Origin of the sequence: uncultured Litoreibacter sp., assembly GCF_947487515.1 — a bacterium.
Taxonomy (GTDB): domain Bacteria; phylum Pseudomonadota; class Alphaproteobacteria; order Rhodobacterales; family Rhodobacteraceae; genus Litoreibacter.
In genome coordinates this window covers 631,649-648,216 of sequence record NZ_CANKWO010000003.1, presented here as the reverse complement: position 1 = coordinate 648,216, position 16,568 = coordinate 631,649, and the positions used below count along the sequence as shown (strand labels likewise).

Genomic DNA, 16,568 nt, shown 5'->3' with positions numbered 1-16,568 from the left:
TTATCCGGCGTCCATACGCGAACGCCCGATACCGCTCTGAGATCGGCGTTGGCCCACGCTTACTGCACGCGTTTGCCGTATCCACCCCCACCGGGGGACTTCAGAACAAACACATCATCCTTGTTCATTTGCGCAACATCATTCCCTTGGAGCGGCTCAATGGTGCCATCCACGCGAAGGACAGAGTTTTCACCCGGTGCACCGGATTGACCACCCGACGCCCCATGCGGTGTCGTTTGGCGATGCGAGGACAAAACGGTCGCGGTCATTGGCTCCAAGAAGCGCAACTTGCGAATAATTCCTTCGCCGCCCGAAAACTGCCCGTCCCCTCCGGAGCCATGGCGGATGGAAAATTCGTCAACTCGGACCGGAAAACGCGTTTCCAGTACCTCAGGGTCGGTCATCCGCGTATTGGTCATATGGCTGTGAACGCCACTTGCCCCGTTGAAGCCGTCCCCTGCACCGGTCCCTCCACAGATGGTTTCATAGTTTTGAAACTCCTCGTTGCCATACACAAAATTGTTCATGGTCCCTTGGCTACCTGCGATCACCCCCAGAGCGCCGTAAAGAGTATCGGCAATGGCCTGACTAACCTCGGTATTCCCAGAAATGACCGCGGCCGGTGCCTTGGGGTTAATCATCGACCCTTCTGGCACGATCAGGTTCAGGGGTTTCAAGCAGCCTTCGTTCATTGGAATATTCGCCCCAACAAGGGTTCGGAAGACATATAGAACAACGGCATGGCAGATTGCCTTGGGGGCGTTGTAGTTAAACGGATCTTGTGCGGATGTGCCTGTGAAATCGATGGTCGCCTCACGCGCCTGACGATCAACGGAGATCGCCACTTTGATGTGCGCCCCGCTATCAAGCGGATAGGTGAAATCACAGTCCTTCAGGACATCAAGTACGCGACGCACGCTTTCTTCCGCATTGTCTTGGACATGGCCCATATAGGCATGCACCACTTCCAAGCCGAAGTGCCGAGTGATCTTTGTAAGTTCCAGCACACCCGTGGCATTGGCCGCAACCTGCGCTGCGAGATCCGCCATGTTCTGATCTACGTTCCGGCATGGATACTTGCCCGACGCCAGTAAAGCCCGCGCGGCCTCATCTTGCAAAACGCCCTCTTGCACCAGCAAGACGTTGTCGATCAATACGCCCTCTTCCTCGATGTGACGGCTATCAGGGGGGGCCGATCCAGGCGTTGTTCCGCCAATATCCGCGTGATGCCCCCGCGAGGCGACAGTGTATATAATGTCTTTTCCGGCATCATCGAACACCGGTGTGATAACCGTGACGTCTGGCAAATGCGTGCCGCCATTATAGGGGTTGTTCATCATATAAACGTCGCCTGGGCGGATTTTACCTGCATTTTGGCGCAACACGGTGCGTACGCTGTCGGACATCGATCCAAGATGTACCGGAACATGCGGCGCATTCGCGACAAGATCGCCGTTTCCGTCAAAAATGGCGCAAGAGAAATCAAACCGCTCTTTGATGTTCACCGAATAGGCAGTGTTGGCCAACGTGGCCCCCATCTGTTCTGCGATGGACATGAAGAGGTTGTTAAAAACTTCCAGCATCACGGGGTCTACCGAAGTCCCGATGGCTTCTTGACGATCCAAAGGCACAACCCGCGTCAACACCAGATTTCCACCGCGAGCGCATTCCGCCTGCCACCCAGCCTCTAGGATATTCGTGCCTGTCGGTTCTGTCAGTATCGCCGGACCGTCCACTTTGTCACCGACACAAAGTGTTGCGCGGTCTACCAAGGGCACATCGCGCCACTCGCCATGGCTGAACATCTTGGCGTTCTGCGGATCGGCGGTGTCGCCCAGAGACTCGCTCAATGTTACAGTTTCACCCGTAGCCCCGATGGCCTCAGCAGTCAGCAGATCAATGATCAAGCCCGCATAACTCGGGACAAAGCCAAAACGTTGGCGATGCGAGGCCTCAAAGGACGCCGTCATTTCGGCGGGTGAGCCAAAGGGCACCTCGAGAGTTTGATGTGCGCCATCTGTACGGATGTGGGCAACTTTAACAACGGACACATCGCTTGGCTGCACCCCCTGCCCGACGACTTCTTCCTGCACGCGAAGGGCCAAGGACGCCATCGCCTGCTGCGCCTGTTCGATTGCCTCCAAGGGCTGCGCGAATTGATGTTCATGGATGGCCCTCACATCCGCCAGCCCCATGCCAAAGGCAGAGAGCACCCCTGCAAAGGGATGGATAAACACACTTTCCATACCCAAGGCATCCGCGACAAGGCAGGCATGCTGCCCACCGGCCCCGCCGAAACAATTCATCGTGTATTTCGTGACGTCATACCCGCGTTGTACGCTGATCTTTTTGATTGCATTCGCCATGTTCTCTACAGCGATGCGCAAAAAGCCCTCAGCGATGTCTTCAACCGATCTGTTGCCGCCGATTTCCTGCGCCAAGGCGTCAAATTTCTCGCGCACCACGTCAGCGTCCAAAGGTTGATCCGCATTGGGGCCGAAGACTGACGGGAACTGGCTGGGCTGGAGTTTACCAAGCAACACGTTGCAGTCGGTCACGGTGAGCGGCCCGCCCTTGCGGTAGGCCGCAGGGCCGGGATTGGCACCCGCGCTTTCGGGTCCGACCTGCATGCGCCCGTCACTGAACGACAAGATAGACCCGCCCCCCGCCGCGACGGTGTGAATGGACATCATTGGTGCCCGCATTCGCACGCCCGCGACTTCGGTCTCGAAAGAGCGTTCAAATTCCCCTGCGTAGTGGCAGACATCCGTCGAGGTGCCGCCCATGTCAAAGCCGATAAGTTTGTCGAAGCCCTGTTCAGCAGCCGTACGGACCATGCCAACGACCCCACCTGCAGGGCCCGACAGGATGGCGTCCTTTCCTTGAAACAGGCGCGCATCCGTTAACCCGCCATTCGATTGCATGAACATCAGACGGTCGCAGCCGCCATTCGTGGCGTTGAGCGCGGTGGTCACCTGATCAACATAGCGCCGCAATATTGGGGAGAGATAGGCATCAACAACCGCCGTATCCCCACGCGAGACGAGTTTAATCAAGGGGCTTGCTTCGTGACTGAGGGAGATTTGCGTAAAGCCCGACTGGCGGGCCATCTCCCCGATTTTTTCTTCGTGCTCGGTAAAGCGGTACCCATGCATTAGTGCAACCGCGACGGACCTGTAGCCCATTCCATAGGCCCGAGATAATGCCTCTCGTGTTTGGCCCAGCTCAAGCGGAGTAATAACTTCGCCATTGGCCTCCACACGTTCTTCGACCTCAATCACGTCACTATACAGCAACTCAGGTAACTTGATTTCCAGTTCAAAAAGGTCAGGTCTGTTCTGGTATCCTATGCGCAAGAGATCACCGAACCCTTTGGTTATCAGCAATAGAGTGCGTTCACCCTTTCGCTCTAGCAGCGCGTTGGTGGCAACCGTCGTCCCCATTTTTACGGCTGAAATCTGCCCAGACGGAATTTCGGCTTTGCCCTCTAGTCCAAGAAGCGACTTAATCCCATGAACAGCAGCATCGGGGTAAACTTCGGGGTTTTCTGATAGCAATTTGTGGGTTTTTAGCGCGCCTGAAGGTGTCCGCGCCACGACATCGGTGAAGGTGCCGCCACGGTCCACCCAAAATTGCCATTTGTTTTTGTCGGAAATTTCCATGACCAAACCCTTCGAATCAGTTTATTGTTGCTTTATGGTTATAACGCTGACAAATTGTCAACGTTATGAAGATGAATGGATTCGGGCCAATCCGGACCGACATGGGAGACTAAAAATGAAGCACTTACTTATCTGCGCCGCTGCCATCGCTGCTGCGACATCCGCCACCGCCGAGAGCTGGGACATGCCAACGCCCTATGGCGATTCAACATTCCACACACAGAATATCAGCCAGTTTGCTGATGACGTTCGCGCCGCAACAGACGGCGGGTTGGACATCACAGTTCACTCTGCAGGATCACTTTTCCCGCATGCCGAAATCAAAGGTGCAGTACGCAACCGCCAAGTTCCAATCGGCGAGTTTTTCTTGTCGCGCCTGTCTAACGAAGACTTGGCATTCGGCCTCGACAGCCAGCCCTTCGTTGCCACCAGCTACGATGACGCACGCAAACTTTGGAGCGTACAGCGCCCTGTTGTAACTGAGCTACTGGCCGAACAAGGTCTGGTGCCGCTCTTTTCCGTGCCGTGGCCAGCGCAAGGCCTCTATACAACCGGAGAGATCGCAACTGTTGATGACCTGAATGGCCTGCGGTTCCGCGCCTATAACGCTGCATTGGAAGAATTCGCAACATTGGCAGGTGCAGCGCCAGTTCAGATCGAAGCGTCGAATATTCCCCAAGCCTTCGCCACAGGGCAAGTTGCGGCCATGATCACATCGCCCTCCACCGGCGTTAACTCCACCGCTTGGGACTTCTTGACCCACTACACGCCAATCAATGCTTGGGTTCCAAAGAACATCGTGGTGGTGAACCAGCGTATGTTCGATGGCCTTGATGCCGAAACACAGGCAGCCGTCCTTGCTGCAGCTGAGGCCGCCGAGACCCGTGGATGGGAAATGTCAGCAGCCGAAGCCAAGAGCAAAACCGAGGAACTCGCCAAGAATGGCATCACGGTTTATGAGCCCAGCTCGGAGCTTTCTGAAGGATTGCAAGGCATTGGCCAAACGATGCTGACAAATTGGAAAACCAATGCGTCGGATTCTGCCAAGGCCATTCTTGGCGCTTACACGAACCAATAATAACCTCCATACTGGCCGGCGATACCTCGAGTATTGCCGGCCATTTTTTACTGCAAGGGGGACGCCATATGGGCCGTCTACTACAACGTCTCTATGACATATGCGCGGCTCTTTCCGGGGGGCTAATCCTTTGCATTTGCCTGCTGATCAGCGCCCAGATTTTGCTCAATGCTGCCGGAAGATTGAGCCCAGGAACGCTTCCTTCAACGATCCCGTCCTATGCCGACTTTTCAGGCTTCATGTTGGCAGGAGCCACATTTCTTGCGATGGCACATACCCTGCGCGCGGGGGGCCATATTCGGGTGAACCTCGTTACCGCACGATTGCCTGTACATATTCAGACCTTCGCAGAAGGTTTCGTTCTGCTGACCGCGGCAGGCCTTATCGGTTTTGCTGCATGGTTTATGATCGGCTTGGTCCAAGAGAGTGTGCACTATGGTGACGTCTCTAATGGCATCATTCCCGTAGCCTTGTGGATACCGCAAAGTGTGGCGGCCTTCGGGGTGTCTTTGCTTTTTGTCGCGATCCTGCACACGCTCTTTGACCTTATTCGGGCGGGAAAACCCGTTCTTTCAACTCCGGACGAGGTGTAGCCCATGACCGATCCAATAGTTGCACTGGTACTTCTATCCTTACTGATCGCACTGCTTGCATGCGGGGTTTGGGTTGCCGTTTCCTTGTCAATCGTCGGGCTTGTGGGCTTGGTGTTTTTCTCCAACGCCCCCGCCGGCCTGATCATCGCGACCACGTTTTGGGGGCATTCGCACAGCTGGGCGCTGACGGCACTGCCGCTGTTTATCCTCATGGGAGAGATTTTGCTTAGGTCGCGCATGAGTGATGACATGTTCACAGGTCTGGTGCCATGGCTGAGCCGAGCGCCCGGAAGGCTTTTACACGTCAATATATTCGGCTGTGCGATCTTTGCAGCTGTGTCGGGATCTTCGGCTGCCACTGCCGCGACAATCGGTCGGATGTCTGTGCCAGAGCTGACCAAACGTGGCTACCCTGAAAGCCTGATTTTGGGAACTCTTGCGGGCTCTGCCACCTTGGGCCTTTTAATCCCGCCTTCAATCATCCTCATTGTTTACGGCGTCGCAACCGAGCAATCTATCGCGCGGTTATTCATCGCAGGCATTTTGCCTGGAATTATGCTGATCACCTTGTTCGCCGGATATGTCGCGGTAAGAGCGTGGATGAACCCCGAACTGATCCCGCCAATCCATGAGAGGTTCTCGCTTCGTGAAAAGCTCAGGGCTTCGCGCAGGTTGGTGCCGGTTGCCCTACTAATCGGTGGTGTCATCGGGTCCATCTATGGTGGCCTTGCCTCCCCAACGGATGCGGCCGCATTGGGGGTGGTTCTTGCTACTATTCTGGCGTGGGCATCTGGATCATTTAGCTGGTCCCTCTTCGGGGCGGCGGTCATGTCCGCGACACGCACTTCCTGCATGATCGCGTTGATTTTGCTGGGGGCAGCGTTCCTGTCCGTTTCCATGGGGTTCACGGGCTTGCCGCGTAATCTGGCGGCGTGGATATCCAGCATGGATTTATCCGTAACGGCTTTGCTGTTCGCCTTGACGATATTCTTCATCGTTTTGGGCTGCTTTTTGGACGGGATTTCGGTCATCGTACTTACCACATCGATCATCATGCCGATGGTCGCGGCCGTGGGCATCGATCCGTTGTGGTTCGGTATCTATCTGGTGATTGTGGTTGAGATGAGCCAGATCACCCCCCCCGTAGGCTTCAACCTTTTTGTCATTCAGGGGCTGACGGGGATCGACATTTTGCGGATAGCCAAAGCGGCTTTTCCCTTTTTCTTGCTGCTTTTACTGGGGGTCATCCTCATCACGGTGTTCCCGCAAATCGTGACCGCATTGCCAAACTTAATGGGGGGTTAAAGAGACGCTGCTGCGCGGCTGGCTTGGTCGTATTGCCCGGAAAGGGTACGCAAGCTGGCCGCGATCTCGCGCATCTCGTTGCCTGTCATATCGAGATGGGACAACCCGTCAAGGAAACAGCGATTGCGCACCTGACGGTAGGCTTCACAAAGATCTGCCCCCGTTTTTGAGGTGCTGTAGAACACCTCCTTGCCGCGTTTTTCAGATGACAGAAGCTCCATCTTCATCAGTTTTCTTAGCGCATAGTTCACCGTGTGGGTGTCTTCGATGTTCAGGAGGAAACATATGTCCGTCAGACGCTTGTCCCGTCCTCGATGATTTGTGTTGTGCAACACGAGAATTTCCAGAGGCGTAAGGTCCGTATTCCCAGCCGCCGACATACAGCGGGTCATCCATCGCGAGAACGCGTTATAGGCAATGATCATACCGTATTCGACTTCAGAGGCCTCCCAACCCTCACCTTCTGACAGGTGGCGCGAGGAAACGATACGGCGCTTGGGGTCGGCGTTCTCAGACATCTCATCATCCATTCATTTATGTTTTATGAACATAAAGCATGTGTTTCGTCAATGAAAGCGCCGTAACTCAGGCCGTCGCAACGGCATATTGTGTTCTGGGTCAGACTGCAGATCGCCGCCCCGAGGCTGCATCCCTGTCAACATATAGGGATGGGAAAGCCCCCCAAGATTTCGACGGCCTCGGCACAGCAGACAAGGTCATATCCGCTAAGCCTCCTAGGGCTCTGGTTGCGGCCTGCAGGCGTTACCCCTCCAGACACCAGCGCATCACCGCCTTTTGGGCGTGCAGACGGTTTTCGGCCTCGTCAAAGATCACTGAATTTGGCCCGTCCATCACTTCCGACGTTGCCTCATCTTCGCGGTGCGCGGGAAGGCAATGCATGAAGAGTGCATCAGGTTTGGCGTGATCCATCAGGTCCTTGTTCACCTGATAGCCGCGCAGCTGGTTGTGACGACGTTCGCGCGCGGATTGCGGGTCATGCATCGACACCCAAGTGTCGGTCACGACCAAATCGGCCCCTTCGACGGCCTCACGCGGGTTGCGCTCGGTGGTGTATAGCCCGTCCAAAGCCTCCTCAGGGTCCAGAGGCTGCGGCCCCGAGAACACCAGATCGAACTCGAACTGCTTGGCGGCATGCGCGAAGCTGGCGAAAACGTTGTTGCCATCTCCCGCCCAGACGACCTTTTTACCTTTGATCGGGCCATTGTGTTCCTCGAACGTCAGGATGTCAGCCATGATCTGGCACGGGTGTGTGCGGTCCGTCAGCCCGTTAATGACCGGAACGGTGGCGTATTCGGCCATCTCCAACAGCGTGTCTTCTTCAAACGTACGCATCATGATCATATCGACATAGCGCGACAGAACGCGGGCGGTGTCGGCAATCGTCTCGCCATGGCCGAGCTGCATATCGGTGCCCGACAGCACCATGCTCTGCCCGCCCATTTGACGCACACCTACGTCGAAGGAGACACGCGTGCGCGTCGAAGGTTTTTCGAAAATCAACGCGACCATGTGGTCTTTCAAAGGCTGATCCGCATCCAAAGCACCCTTGGGTTTGCCCGCGCGGGCCTGCTTGACCGACAGCGCAGTGTCGATGATCCGGCGCAAATCGGCTGGGTCTGTTTTATGGATGTCTAGGAAATGATTCACTGTGTGCCCTCCAAGGCTGTCGCGGCCCGATGCAGTCGTGCCACGGCCTCCTTAATTTCGTCGTCACTGATCGTCATGGCAGGCAACAACCGAATGACGTTGTCGCCGCCTGGAACGGTCAACAGATGCGTGTCATAGCAGGCATTCACCACGTCACTGTTGGGCACCACGCATTTCAGGCCAATCATAAGCCCTGCCCCGCGTACCAATTCAAATATCGTCGGATGAGACGCCACCAATCCTTCTAAACTTTGACGCAACAAACCTGACTTCCGCGACACTTCGCTCAAGAAGTCATGATCCGCCACGATGTCCATCACTGCGCTACCAACCGCGCAGGCCAAGGGGTTGCCTCCATAGGTGGAGCCATGCGTGCCCGCAGTCATGCCACTTGCCGCCTCTTCGGTCGCCAAACATGCGCCCAACGGGAAGCCGTTGCCGATGCCCTTGGCGATGGCCATGATATCGGGGGTAACGCCAGCCCACTCATGCGCAAACAGTTTGCCTGTCCGGCCGACGCCACATTGAATTTCGTCGAACACCAACAGCGCACCGGTCGTGTCGCACATGTCGCGCAACCCTTTGAGGCAGGCGTCTGGCAATGGAATAATCCCGCCTTCGCCCTGCACTGGCTCCACAATCACCGCAGCGATGGTGTCGTCCAACGCGTCTTGCAGGGCCTCGTGGTCCCCCGCTGGCAAGTTTATGAAACCTTCAACCAACGGGCCAAACCCCTTTGTGAGTTTCTCGCTTCCTGCGGCGGAAATCGTCGCCAATGTCCGTCCGTGAAAGGAGCCCGTGAAAGTGATGATGTTCACCCGGTCCGGCTGGCCTTTGTCGTACCAGTATTTGCGCGCCATCTTGATTGCGCATTCCATCGCTTCGGCGCCCGAATTGGTGAAAAACATCGTGTCTGCGAATGTCGCGTCGCTCAACTTCTGGGCCAACGCCTCTTGGTGTGGAATTTGGTAAAGGTTGGAGGTGTGCCAAAGCGCGCCCGCCTGATCTTGCAGCACCTTGACCAAAGCCGGATGGGCGTGCCCAAGCCCCGTTACCGCAATGCCAGCGCCCAAGTCCAAATATCGCGTGCCATCTCGCGCGATCAACCAGCTCCCCTCACCGGTTTCAAAGCTCATATTCGCCCGTGAATAGGTCGGCAGTACAGCAGATGTCATCGCGTTTGTTTCCTTAATACGCAGCGGAAATCCAGATATGTTAGGAAGTTCCGGTACAAGTCAATTTGATAGAGGGAAGAGAAGGCGCGCAATGCGCACAGGTGATCAGACGCTAAATCAGCGTCGGCGTCGCAAAATGGTAATATGTGCGGTTTTGATCATGGGAATGCGTCTAAGGCGCAATCCTCTTTCTGTCCAGATGAAACTGCTCAACAGCGCCATACCATTGCTTTGGGCCTCCCCCGTCCTTTGGTGGAGGCGGTGGCTGCGATGCAAGGTTGAGAGGGAGCTTTGTTGCATAAGCTGATTGAGGCTCAGCTTCCCCGTCCCCAAGACGGATTTATCCTAAAGCCTGAGTAAAAGATATGCTTTGGGCCGTGTCGCGCCAAAGGGGGCGGTCAACTTGGTGTCAGCGCCCCACCTACCCAAACGTTCCAAATGCTCTTGCCGGATCGAAACTGGCCGTGCTGCAGATGCGTTGTATAGAACCGCAATAGATGCGAAAGCACTCATCTATTTCCAACAATCCTGTTAGACACATCATAACTTTTCCAAGCAGCAAAAGATGCCTATTGATTTCATTGGATTTTCTTTGTCTGAAGCACACCGTAGCTTTTCTTTTGAACACCCTACAATTTCCGGTGAGTTCTGCTCATGTTCGTCCATTTTACAGCCACTTTGTCAATTTCACCTGCTGAGAACAGACTTTCATGGTTTGCGCAGAGAATGTCCGCTAGGAGCCCATACCTACATTTTTCTGTTACGCAGCGAAGGTCGGCTTATGAGAAATACGGAGCTGCTAACTTTACCCAAGATAATCAATAATTGGACAGTCAGGCATATGATCACCACGGCAAGTTGTCACCAAATGCGCCAATTCGTCATGCAGTGACTGCAGCTCACGTTGCTTCTCTTCGATTTCTTCCAGCCGCTTGGATGCTATACGTTTCACTTCTGCGCTGGTGCGATCTTGATCCTGGTATAGTCCGAGAGGTTCACGGCATTCTTCGATGGTGAAGCCAAACTCTCGTGATCGTCGGATGAAGACCAGCTTTCGCACAGAAGCATCGTCATAAGTGCGGTACCCTGCATCAGAACGCGACGGAGCTTGAACGAGGCCAATGTCAGCGTAATAGCGCACAGTTTTGACGGGGAGACCCGCAGCCTTTGATGCAGCAGAAATATTCACCGAACTCACCTCTTAACCTTCTAGTTACTGGAGGGATTAGGTTGATGCTGAATGAGTTTCAAGGGCGCCAGTCGGATGGATGCCCGCACCTGCGTAAGAAAAGAATGACCATGCCCAAGTATACCGCCAACAAAACTGCGACCCTCTTTAGGATGGTAATGACCGATCACATGTGTCCGTACGGATTGAAGTCGAAAGACTTGCTGGAACGTCAGGGCTATCAAGTTGATGATCGCCACCTCACCAGCCGTGACGAGGTTGATGCGTTCAAGGCCAAGCATGAAGTAAGGACGACGCCGCAGACATTCATTGGTGAAACCCGCATTGGTGGCTTCGACGATCTGAATGCATACTTTGGGAAAGCCACCATGGCTGATGATGCCACGACCTATAAGCCCGTGGTTGCCTTGTTCACGGTTGCTGCGTTGATGGCTGTTGCAGACACTTGGCTCATCCTTGGCACCATGTTCACTGGGCGGACGGTTGAGTTGTTTATCTCGATTTCAATGGTCTTGTTGGGTCTACAGAAACTGCAAGATGTTGACCGGTTCGCCACCAAGTTCCTGAACTACGACCTGCTTGCTCAGCGATGGGTTCCCTACGGCTACGTTTATCCTTTCGTTGAGACGGGAGCGGGGCTGCTCATGATGGCGGGCGTTCTCACCTGGTTGTCTGCACCAACCGCTTTGTTTGTGGCAAGCATCGGCGCGATCAGTGTGTTCAAGGCGGTCTACATCGACAAACGCGAACTCAAGTGCGCCTGTGTGTCGGCGGTGACAGCAAAGTTCCACTTGGGTCCGCGTCGCTTACCGAGAACCTGATGATGATCGGTATGGCGATCTGGATGCTCTCAAAGCTGTGATAAGAAAACGCTTGACCCTCCACCAACTGGAAGGCTTAGCGATGGCAGAAAGATGTGAGGATCAGTGCCTTCAATGAAATCGACCATCGCTATTGCTACTATTTTGGTTGCAGGTGGTGTGGGCTACGCGATGTGGCCCACAGTACCCCACACCACAACGACAGACGTTGCCATCGCCATGGAAGACGGAGTTATTGCAAATGTCCTGCTGCCTGACACGCTGTCCCAGAATGCCCAGATCGGGCAACTCGCCTACGAGGCCAAATGCGTGGCTTGCCACGGGGGGAACGCTGCGGGCCAAGATGGCGTTGCACCGCCGCTGGTCCACGTTATCTATGAGCCAAGCCATCACGGCGATGAGGCGTTCCAACGGGCCGCTGCTGTGGGCGTTCGGGGACACCATTGGCCGTTTGGCGACATGCCCCCTGTTGAGGGGGTAACACGAGGCGATGTCACGATGATCATCGCCTACATTCGGGAACTGCAACGGGCCAACGGGATCAATTGATCTCCTACAACAAGACTGGAAACAACAATGAAAGCTATTCTACTTGCAGGCATGATGGGGATTTGGGGCACGGGTGCGATGGCGCATTCCCCCCTCGATACAACGATACCAGCTAACGAGGCCATCGTCACAGAGATGCCGACCGAAGTTTTGATGAACTTCAAAGGTGACATCCGTCTGACGCGGGTCGCGATCACACATGCCGGCACACACAGCATGGACATGGACCTTGGCGAACAAACGGCTTTCACGCAGGAGTTTGCCTTGCCAATGCACGACATGGGAGTAGGAACCTATGTGGTTGAATGGCGTGGGCTTGGTGTAGATGGCCATGCCCTGAACGGCACCTTTAGCTTCACAGTCGAATAACGATGCCTGATGCGTTCGGTCTGGCGGCCATCGTCACAAAATTTGCCCTATACCTTGGCGTGATGACTGCGGCTGGCACTGTCATGGCGACGCTGATGTTTCGGCTAGATCGCACACATGGTTTGGCCGCAGCATTCGCTGTTCTAGGGATGGCGGCGACCATCCTTGCCTTCTCATTACGCGGAGCCAACCTGACGGGTGATCTCAGCGGTATGACAGATCCAGAGATGCTGGGTCTGCTATGGACGACGCCTGTCGGTACGGCATTGCTATTGCGTTTGGTGGGTCTCGGCCTGTTGTTCGTTGGCTTGTTCATGGGGCGTGTTGGAGCTTGGGTCTCGGCTCTGGGTGGAGTCGTGGCGATCTGGTCATTCGATCACGTCGGACACATCTCTAGCCGAGACACGACGCTGCTCGACATCGCTTTGACGTTGCATTTGCTGACTGTCGCGTTGTGGATCGGTGTTCTCACGCCATTGAAGCGCCTGGCATCGTTACCCGACACCTTTAACATGGCTGCGAACGTGGGGCATCGATTTGGCGTTGTTGCGTCCGCTACAGTCCCCGTGCTGATCATCGTTGGTGGTTACATGGGCTACCAGCTTGTTGGATCGTTCACCGCACTTATCGGGACTGGATACGGACAGGCATTGATCATCAAGGTTCTTCTCGTAGGTGGCCTGCTGGGGTTGGCTGCGGCCAACAAACTTTGGTTCGTTCCCGCGCTCCGAGCAGGTGATCCAGCCGCTGCAAGCCACCTATCCAAATCTATATCGTTTGAATGGCTGGTCATCCTTGTTGTGCTTGGCACGACCGCTGTTTTGACAACACACCTAACTCTGCCAGCATGAGACACCACATGAATAGACGACACTTCTTGGCCTCCGTTTCAGCCACCGCGATCTTGCCTATGCCCACATTCGCAGCCGAAGATACGTTACGATTGAAGGCAGAAGCGGTGACGCAACAAATCCTACCAGATGGAAATGGCGTGACATCCATGCTGGGCTTCAACGGATCAATGCCAGGTCCTGAACTGCGGGTGCGTCGTGGTGAGCGTGTGAACATCGATGTTGAGAACGGTCTTGAAGAAGGCACCGCAGTGCATTGGCACGGCATCAGGCTGGAAAACCAGATGGATGGAGTGCCGATGCTGACACAGGAGTTGATTGAACCCTCCGATACCAAAACCTATAGCTTTGTCCCGCCAGACGAAGGCACTTATTGGTATCATTCGCATTACATTTCTCATGAACAAGTCGCACGTGGCATGATGGGACCACTGATTGTTGAGGATGAAACTCCTCCTGATATTGACCATGACATCACCGTGTTGATGGCAGATTGGCAGATGCAGGAAGATGGTAGCCTGTCCAAAGAGTTTACCGATATGCACAGTGTCGCCCATGGCGGTTACATGGGGAATTTCGCCCGTGCTTTCTTGTCCCAAGGTCAGGTGAAGACTGGAGATCGTGTTAGGTTTCGGTTGATTAATGCAGCAACGAATCGCATTTTTCCTGTAGCGGTAAGCGGCGTCAGCGGGTTGCTTGTGGCCTTGGATGGCATGGCTCTATCGGAGCCACGTCTTATGGCCGAGCTTACCCTCGCACCTGCACAACGGGCAGACTTGATCGTTGATGTCGCTGGCCCCGTTGGGTTTGATATGCTGACCCGTCAGGGATCATATCGGTTGGCTGATCTGGCTGTGAGTGGCACAAATACGGATAGGTTGGGTGGGCCGATCATGGCCCTGTCGCCGCCTAATCTGCCAACACCTGCTGATCCCACGCAACATCTGACGTTGACGATGATGGGGGGGGCAATGGGCGGTCGCCACGATGGCGACAATATCTGGGCGTTCAACAACGTCTCGGACCTACAAGGCGACCCGTTTGGATCATTTCAGAATGGCGAGACGGTACGGATTACATTTGCAAACGATACCTTGTTCCCGCATGGCATCCACCTGCACGGTCACCACTTCTATGAAGTCGATGAGAATGGTGCCTTGGGCGACCTGCGCGACACAACTTTGGTAAACGCAGGTGAAAGCCGTGATGTCATCTGTGTCTTCGATAACCCTGGTCGCTGGTTGATCCATTGCCACATGCTCAGCCACGCCGTTGGTGGAATGCGTACATGGGTGAATGTGGCATGAGGTGGGTGATCACAATCTTGCTGTCTTTGGCATCCCCAATCGCCGCTGATCACAACTGGGATCACCGCGACATCGTTGCGGGTCAAAGCCTTTATTCAGACAACTGCGCATCGTGCCACGGTGCCAACCTTGAGGGACAGCCGAACTGGCAATCCTCAAACGCTGATGGTGTGCTTCCAGCACCGCCTCATGACGGGACAGGTCACACGTGGCACCATGATGATGAACTGCTGTTCGAATATACCAAGCTCGGTGGCACTGCTGCATTGGAGGTTAGGGGTGTCACTGGGTTCAACAGCGGGATGCCAGGCTTAGGCGGAACACTCACAGATGATGAGATATGGGATATCCTCGCCTACATCAGATCAACTTGGTCTGAGCGGGAACGCGAAGTCCAAGCCAGCAGGAACCCTCCCCACTAACAATTCAGTGGAGTCGCTTCATCCACAACAGGACTTGCCCTCTTGTATCGGCGGGCAAGGAACCGTCGCATATGAACAGTAAACGCAGCAGTCACCGCTCAGTGGCTTGAGTACAGTTTGGCATGACTTGCATTCATAAAACCACTGACACGCATCTGTTGGCATCATTTCAGTTTCGACATGCCCACAGTCGGGACAGGTCAGTGTGGACTCAAGAGCAACTACTGTTTCCGTCGTTGCCATATCGCGTACCCCGTAAGAATAAGAAACCCTGCCAAAATTGGCAGCAAAACTGCGTCGTTATACAGCACACCCAACAACCCAGTAAGACCGAGTGCGGTCAAAACGATTGGCAGCAACGGCGTAAAGCAACACAGCGCAGCAAGCAGCGTTCCCCCAATGCCAAATGCCAGCAGTTTATTTTTCATATTACTATCCCTTGTCGTCCTGACTGTGCGGTTATCGCCAAAGTTTGATTTGCATTGGCACCCGTCATCCAATCATAGCTCTTGTAGCGACTACAGGAGCAAAAGAAATGTTTGCCATCGGGAAAGCTTCGCAGAAGAGCGGCGTCCACATTGAGACGATCCGATATTACGAACGTGAGGGGCTTGTTCCGAAACCTGATCGCTCGGCGGCAGGGCGACACCTGTATACCGCTGATGAAATCGCAAAGTTGCGTTTCGTAAAGCGTTGCCGTGATCTTGGGTTTCCGATGTCGATCATCCAAACGTTGCTTTCACTGAACGACGAGCAAGGCCGTTCTTGTAAGGAAGTGAAGAGCATGGCCGAAGACCAACTAGTTGCGATCAATGCCAAGATTGAAAGTCTTGAACGACTTCGTGCAGCCTTACAGAGCCTGTCTGCGAGTTGTGATGAGGGAACATCTTCATGCCCGATGCTGGACAGCTTGATGAGCGAGGCTCCAACGGTGCCACTTTAGCTGACTATCAGCCAATTGATCTGAATGATTACGTTAGGCTGTACTGTCCACGTCCTGTTTGAACCACACGACCGTCATCACACAAGGCCCGCAGTGCGCGATAGCAGGCTTCTTGACTGAGATTGATGCGGGTGGCCAACTCGGTCACCGTAGCATCGAAGTACCCTGCCTGAACCGCAGCCAAGATGCGGTCCTTGGCCGACGGGATTGCCAGCAACTCGATATGTGCGCGGTACTGTTGGACCTGAACAGCCAGCAACCTTGTGAAGCCTTCGGAGAACGCAGGATTGGATTGGATCGCTGCAACGACATCTGCCTTTGCGATCTTTGTGACGCTGCCAGCCGCAGTGCAAATCGCATTGCAATGGTAGGTCTCTGAGAAGACTGATGCCTCCGCAAACAGCCCGCCCGACACCGCTCTATGAAGGGTCAAGGTGTCGCCACCCAGTCCAGTGCGTTGCAGCGTCACGCAGCCAGAAACGACACGGTAAAGCCCCGATGTTGTCTGATCCTGGCGAAACAGCACGTCACCTTTTTGCATGTCAATTGCGCGACACGCAGTCTTGGGTAGATGGGAGAAAGGATCAGTAATCATATGATCGAGATCATAAGCGGCCAAAGTGAAGTTGGATAGGG

General features: G+C 54.7%; 17 protein-coding genes and 1 pseudogene. 10 read left to right on the top strand and 8 right to left on the bottom strand.

Features of this window, described 5'->3' with window-relative positions; all coding sequences use genetic code 11:
* Positions 1 to 59 precede the first annotated feature (59 nt).
* Positions 60 to 3,662 (bottom strand): hydantoinase B/oxoprolinase family protein, encoded by a 3,603-nt coding sequence (locus tag Q0746_RS13135; protein ID WP_298260968.1) that lies wholly within the window; start codon positions 3,660 to 3,662, stop codon positions 60 to 62.
* Between the two features lie 115 nt (positions 3,663 to 3,777).
* Here Q0746_RS13135 and Q0746_RS13130 point away from each other — a divergent pair, with 115 nt between their 5' ends.
* The 3 genes from Q0746_RS13130 (at position 3,778) to Q0746_RS13120 (ending at position 6,638) form a co-directional block, all read left to right on the top strand.
* Positions 3,778 to 4,740, top strand: coding sequence for a TRAP transporter substrate-binding protein (locus tag Q0746_RS13130; RefSeq protein WP_298260966.1), 963 nt, complete (start codon positions 3,778 to 3,780; stop codon positions 4,738 to 4,740).
* A 68-nt stretch (positions 4,741 to 4,808) separates the two neighbouring features.
* Positions 4,809 to 5,333, top strand: coding sequence for a TRAP transporter small permease (locus Q0746_RS13125; protein ID WP_298260964.1), 525 nt, complete (start codon positions 4,809 to 4,811; stop codon positions 5,331 to 5,333).
* Positions 5,334 to 5,336: 3 nt separating this feature from the next.
* Positions 5,337 to 6,638 carry a TRAP transporter large permease subunit gene (locus Q0746_RS13120; RefSeq protein WP_298260963.1) on the top strand — a complete coding sequence of 434 codons (1,302 nt, stop codon included), beginning with the start codon at positions 5,337 to 5,339 and terminating at the stop codon, positions 6,636 to 6,638.
* Here the strand turns inward: Q0746_RS13120 and Q0746_RS13115 are convergent.
* From Q0746_RS13115 to cueR, 4 genes are all read right to left on the bottom strand, one after another.
* A complete protein-coding gene (locus tag Q0746_RS13115; protein ID WP_298260962.1) occupies positions 6,635 to 7,156 on the bottom strand; it encodes a winged helix DNA-binding protein in 522 nt (173 codons plus the stop codon). The two genes, Q0746_RS13120 and Q0746_RS13115, sit on opposite strands and share 4 nt — an antisense overlap.
* 244 nt (positions 7,157 to 7,400) lie before the next feature.
* The gene (gene argF, locus Q0746_RS13110) at positions 7,401 to 8,306 is read right to left on the bottom strand and encodes an ornithine carbamoyltransferase (RefSeq protein WP_298260961.1); all 906 of its coding nucleotides are present in this window, start codon (positions 8,304 to 8,306) and stop codon (positions 7,401 to 7,403) included.
* The gene (locus Q0746_RS13105; RefSeq protein ID WP_298260959.1) at positions 8,303 to 9,481 is read right to left on the bottom strand and encodes an aspartate aminotransferase family protein; all 1,179 of its coding nucleotides are present in this window, start codon (positions 9,479 to 9,481) and stop codon (positions 8,303 to 8,305) included. The genes argF and Q0746_RS13105 overlap by 4 nt, the downstream gene beginning before the upstream one ends.
* Before the next feature lie 805 nt (positions 9,482 to 10,286).
* Complete coding sequence (cueR, locus tag Q0746_RS13100; protein WP_298260957.1) at positions 10,287 to 10,670, bottom strand: Cu(I)-responsive transcriptional regulator; 384 nt, start codon at positions 10,668 to 10,670, stop codon at positions 10,287 to 10,289.
* A 110-nt stretch (positions 10,671 to 10,780) separates the two neighbouring features.
* Here cueR and Q0746_RS13095 point away from each other — a divergent pair.
* The 6 genes and pseudogenes from Q0746_RS13095 (at position 10,781) to Q0746_RS13070 (ending at position 14,989) form a co-directional block, all read left to right on the top strand.
* Positions 10,781 to 11,532 (top strand): annotated as a pseudogene (locus Q0746_RS13095) (glutaredoxin).
* A gap of 73 nt (positions 11,533 to 11,605) precedes the next feature.
* Positions 11,606 to 12,040, top strand: a complete 435-nt coding sequence (locus Q0746_RS13090; RefSeq protein ID WP_298260955.1) for a cytochrome c — start codon at positions 11,606 to 11,608, stop codon at positions 12,038 to 12,040.
* Positions 12,041 to 12,067: 27 nt separating this feature from the next.
* The gene (locus Q0746_RS13085; protein ID WP_298260953.1) at positions 12,068 to 12,409 is read left to right on the top strand and encodes a copper resistance CopC family protein; all 342 of its coding nucleotides are present in this window, start codon (positions 12,068 to 12,070) and stop codon (positions 12,407 to 12,409) included.
* Positions 12,410 to 12,411: 2 nt separating this feature from the next.
* A complete protein-coding gene (locus Q0746_RS13080) occupies positions 12,412 to 13,260 on the top strand; it encodes a CopD family protein (RefSeq protein WP_298260951.1) in 849 nt (282 codons plus the stop codon).
* Between the two features lie 8 nt (positions 13,261 to 13,268).
* On the top strand, positions 13,269 to 14,567 hold the full coding sequence (locus Q0746_RS13075; protein ID WP_298260949.1) for a multicopper oxidase family protein: 1,299 nt from the start codon (positions 13,269 to 13,271) through the stop codon (positions 14,565 to 14,567).
* Positions 14,564 to 14,989, top strand: a complete 426-nt coding sequence (locus Q0746_RS13070; RefSeq protein ID WP_298260947.1) for a cytochrome c — start codon at positions 14,564 to 14,566, stop codon at positions 14,987 to 14,989. The genes Q0746_RS13075 and Q0746_RS13070 overlap by 4 nt, the downstream gene beginning before the upstream one ends.
* Positions 14,990 to 15,007: 18 nt before the next feature.
* Here Q0746_RS13070 and Q0746_RS13065 read toward each other — a convergent pair whose 3' ends face one another.
* On the bottom strand, positions 15,008 to 15,232 hold the full coding sequence (locus Q0746_RS13065) for a GDCCVxC domain-containing (seleno)protein (protein WP_298260945.1): 225 nt from the start codon (positions 15,230 to 15,232) through the stop codon (positions 15,008 to 15,010).
* Positions 15,211 to 15,417, bottom strand: coding sequence for a mercury resistance system transport protein MerF (merF, locus tag Q0746_RS13060; RefSeq protein ID WP_298260943.1), 207 nt, complete (start codon positions 15,415 to 15,417; stop codon positions 15,211 to 15,213). Before merF ends, Q0746_RS13065 begins: the two co-directional genes overlap by 22 nt.
* A 107-nt stretch (positions 15,418 to 15,524) precedes the next feature.
* Here merF and Q0746_RS13055 point away from each other — a divergent pair, with 107 nt between their 5' ends.
* Positions 15,525 to 15,932 (top strand): helix-turn-helix domain-containing protein, encoded by a 408-nt coding sequence (locus Q0746_RS13055; protein ID WP_298260941.1) that lies wholly within the window; start codon positions 15,525 to 15,527, stop codon positions 15,930 to 15,932.
* Between the two features lie 28 nt (positions 15,933 to 15,960).
* Here the strand turns inward: Q0746_RS13055 and Q0746_RS13050 are convergent, their stop codons facing one another.
* Positions 15,961 to 16,473, bottom strand: a complete 513-nt coding sequence (locus Q0746_RS13050) for a Crp/Fnr family transcriptional regulator (protein WP_298260939.1) — start codon at positions 16,471 to 16,473, stop codon at positions 15,961 to 15,963.
* Positions 16,474 to 16,568 lie beyond the last annotated feature (95 nt).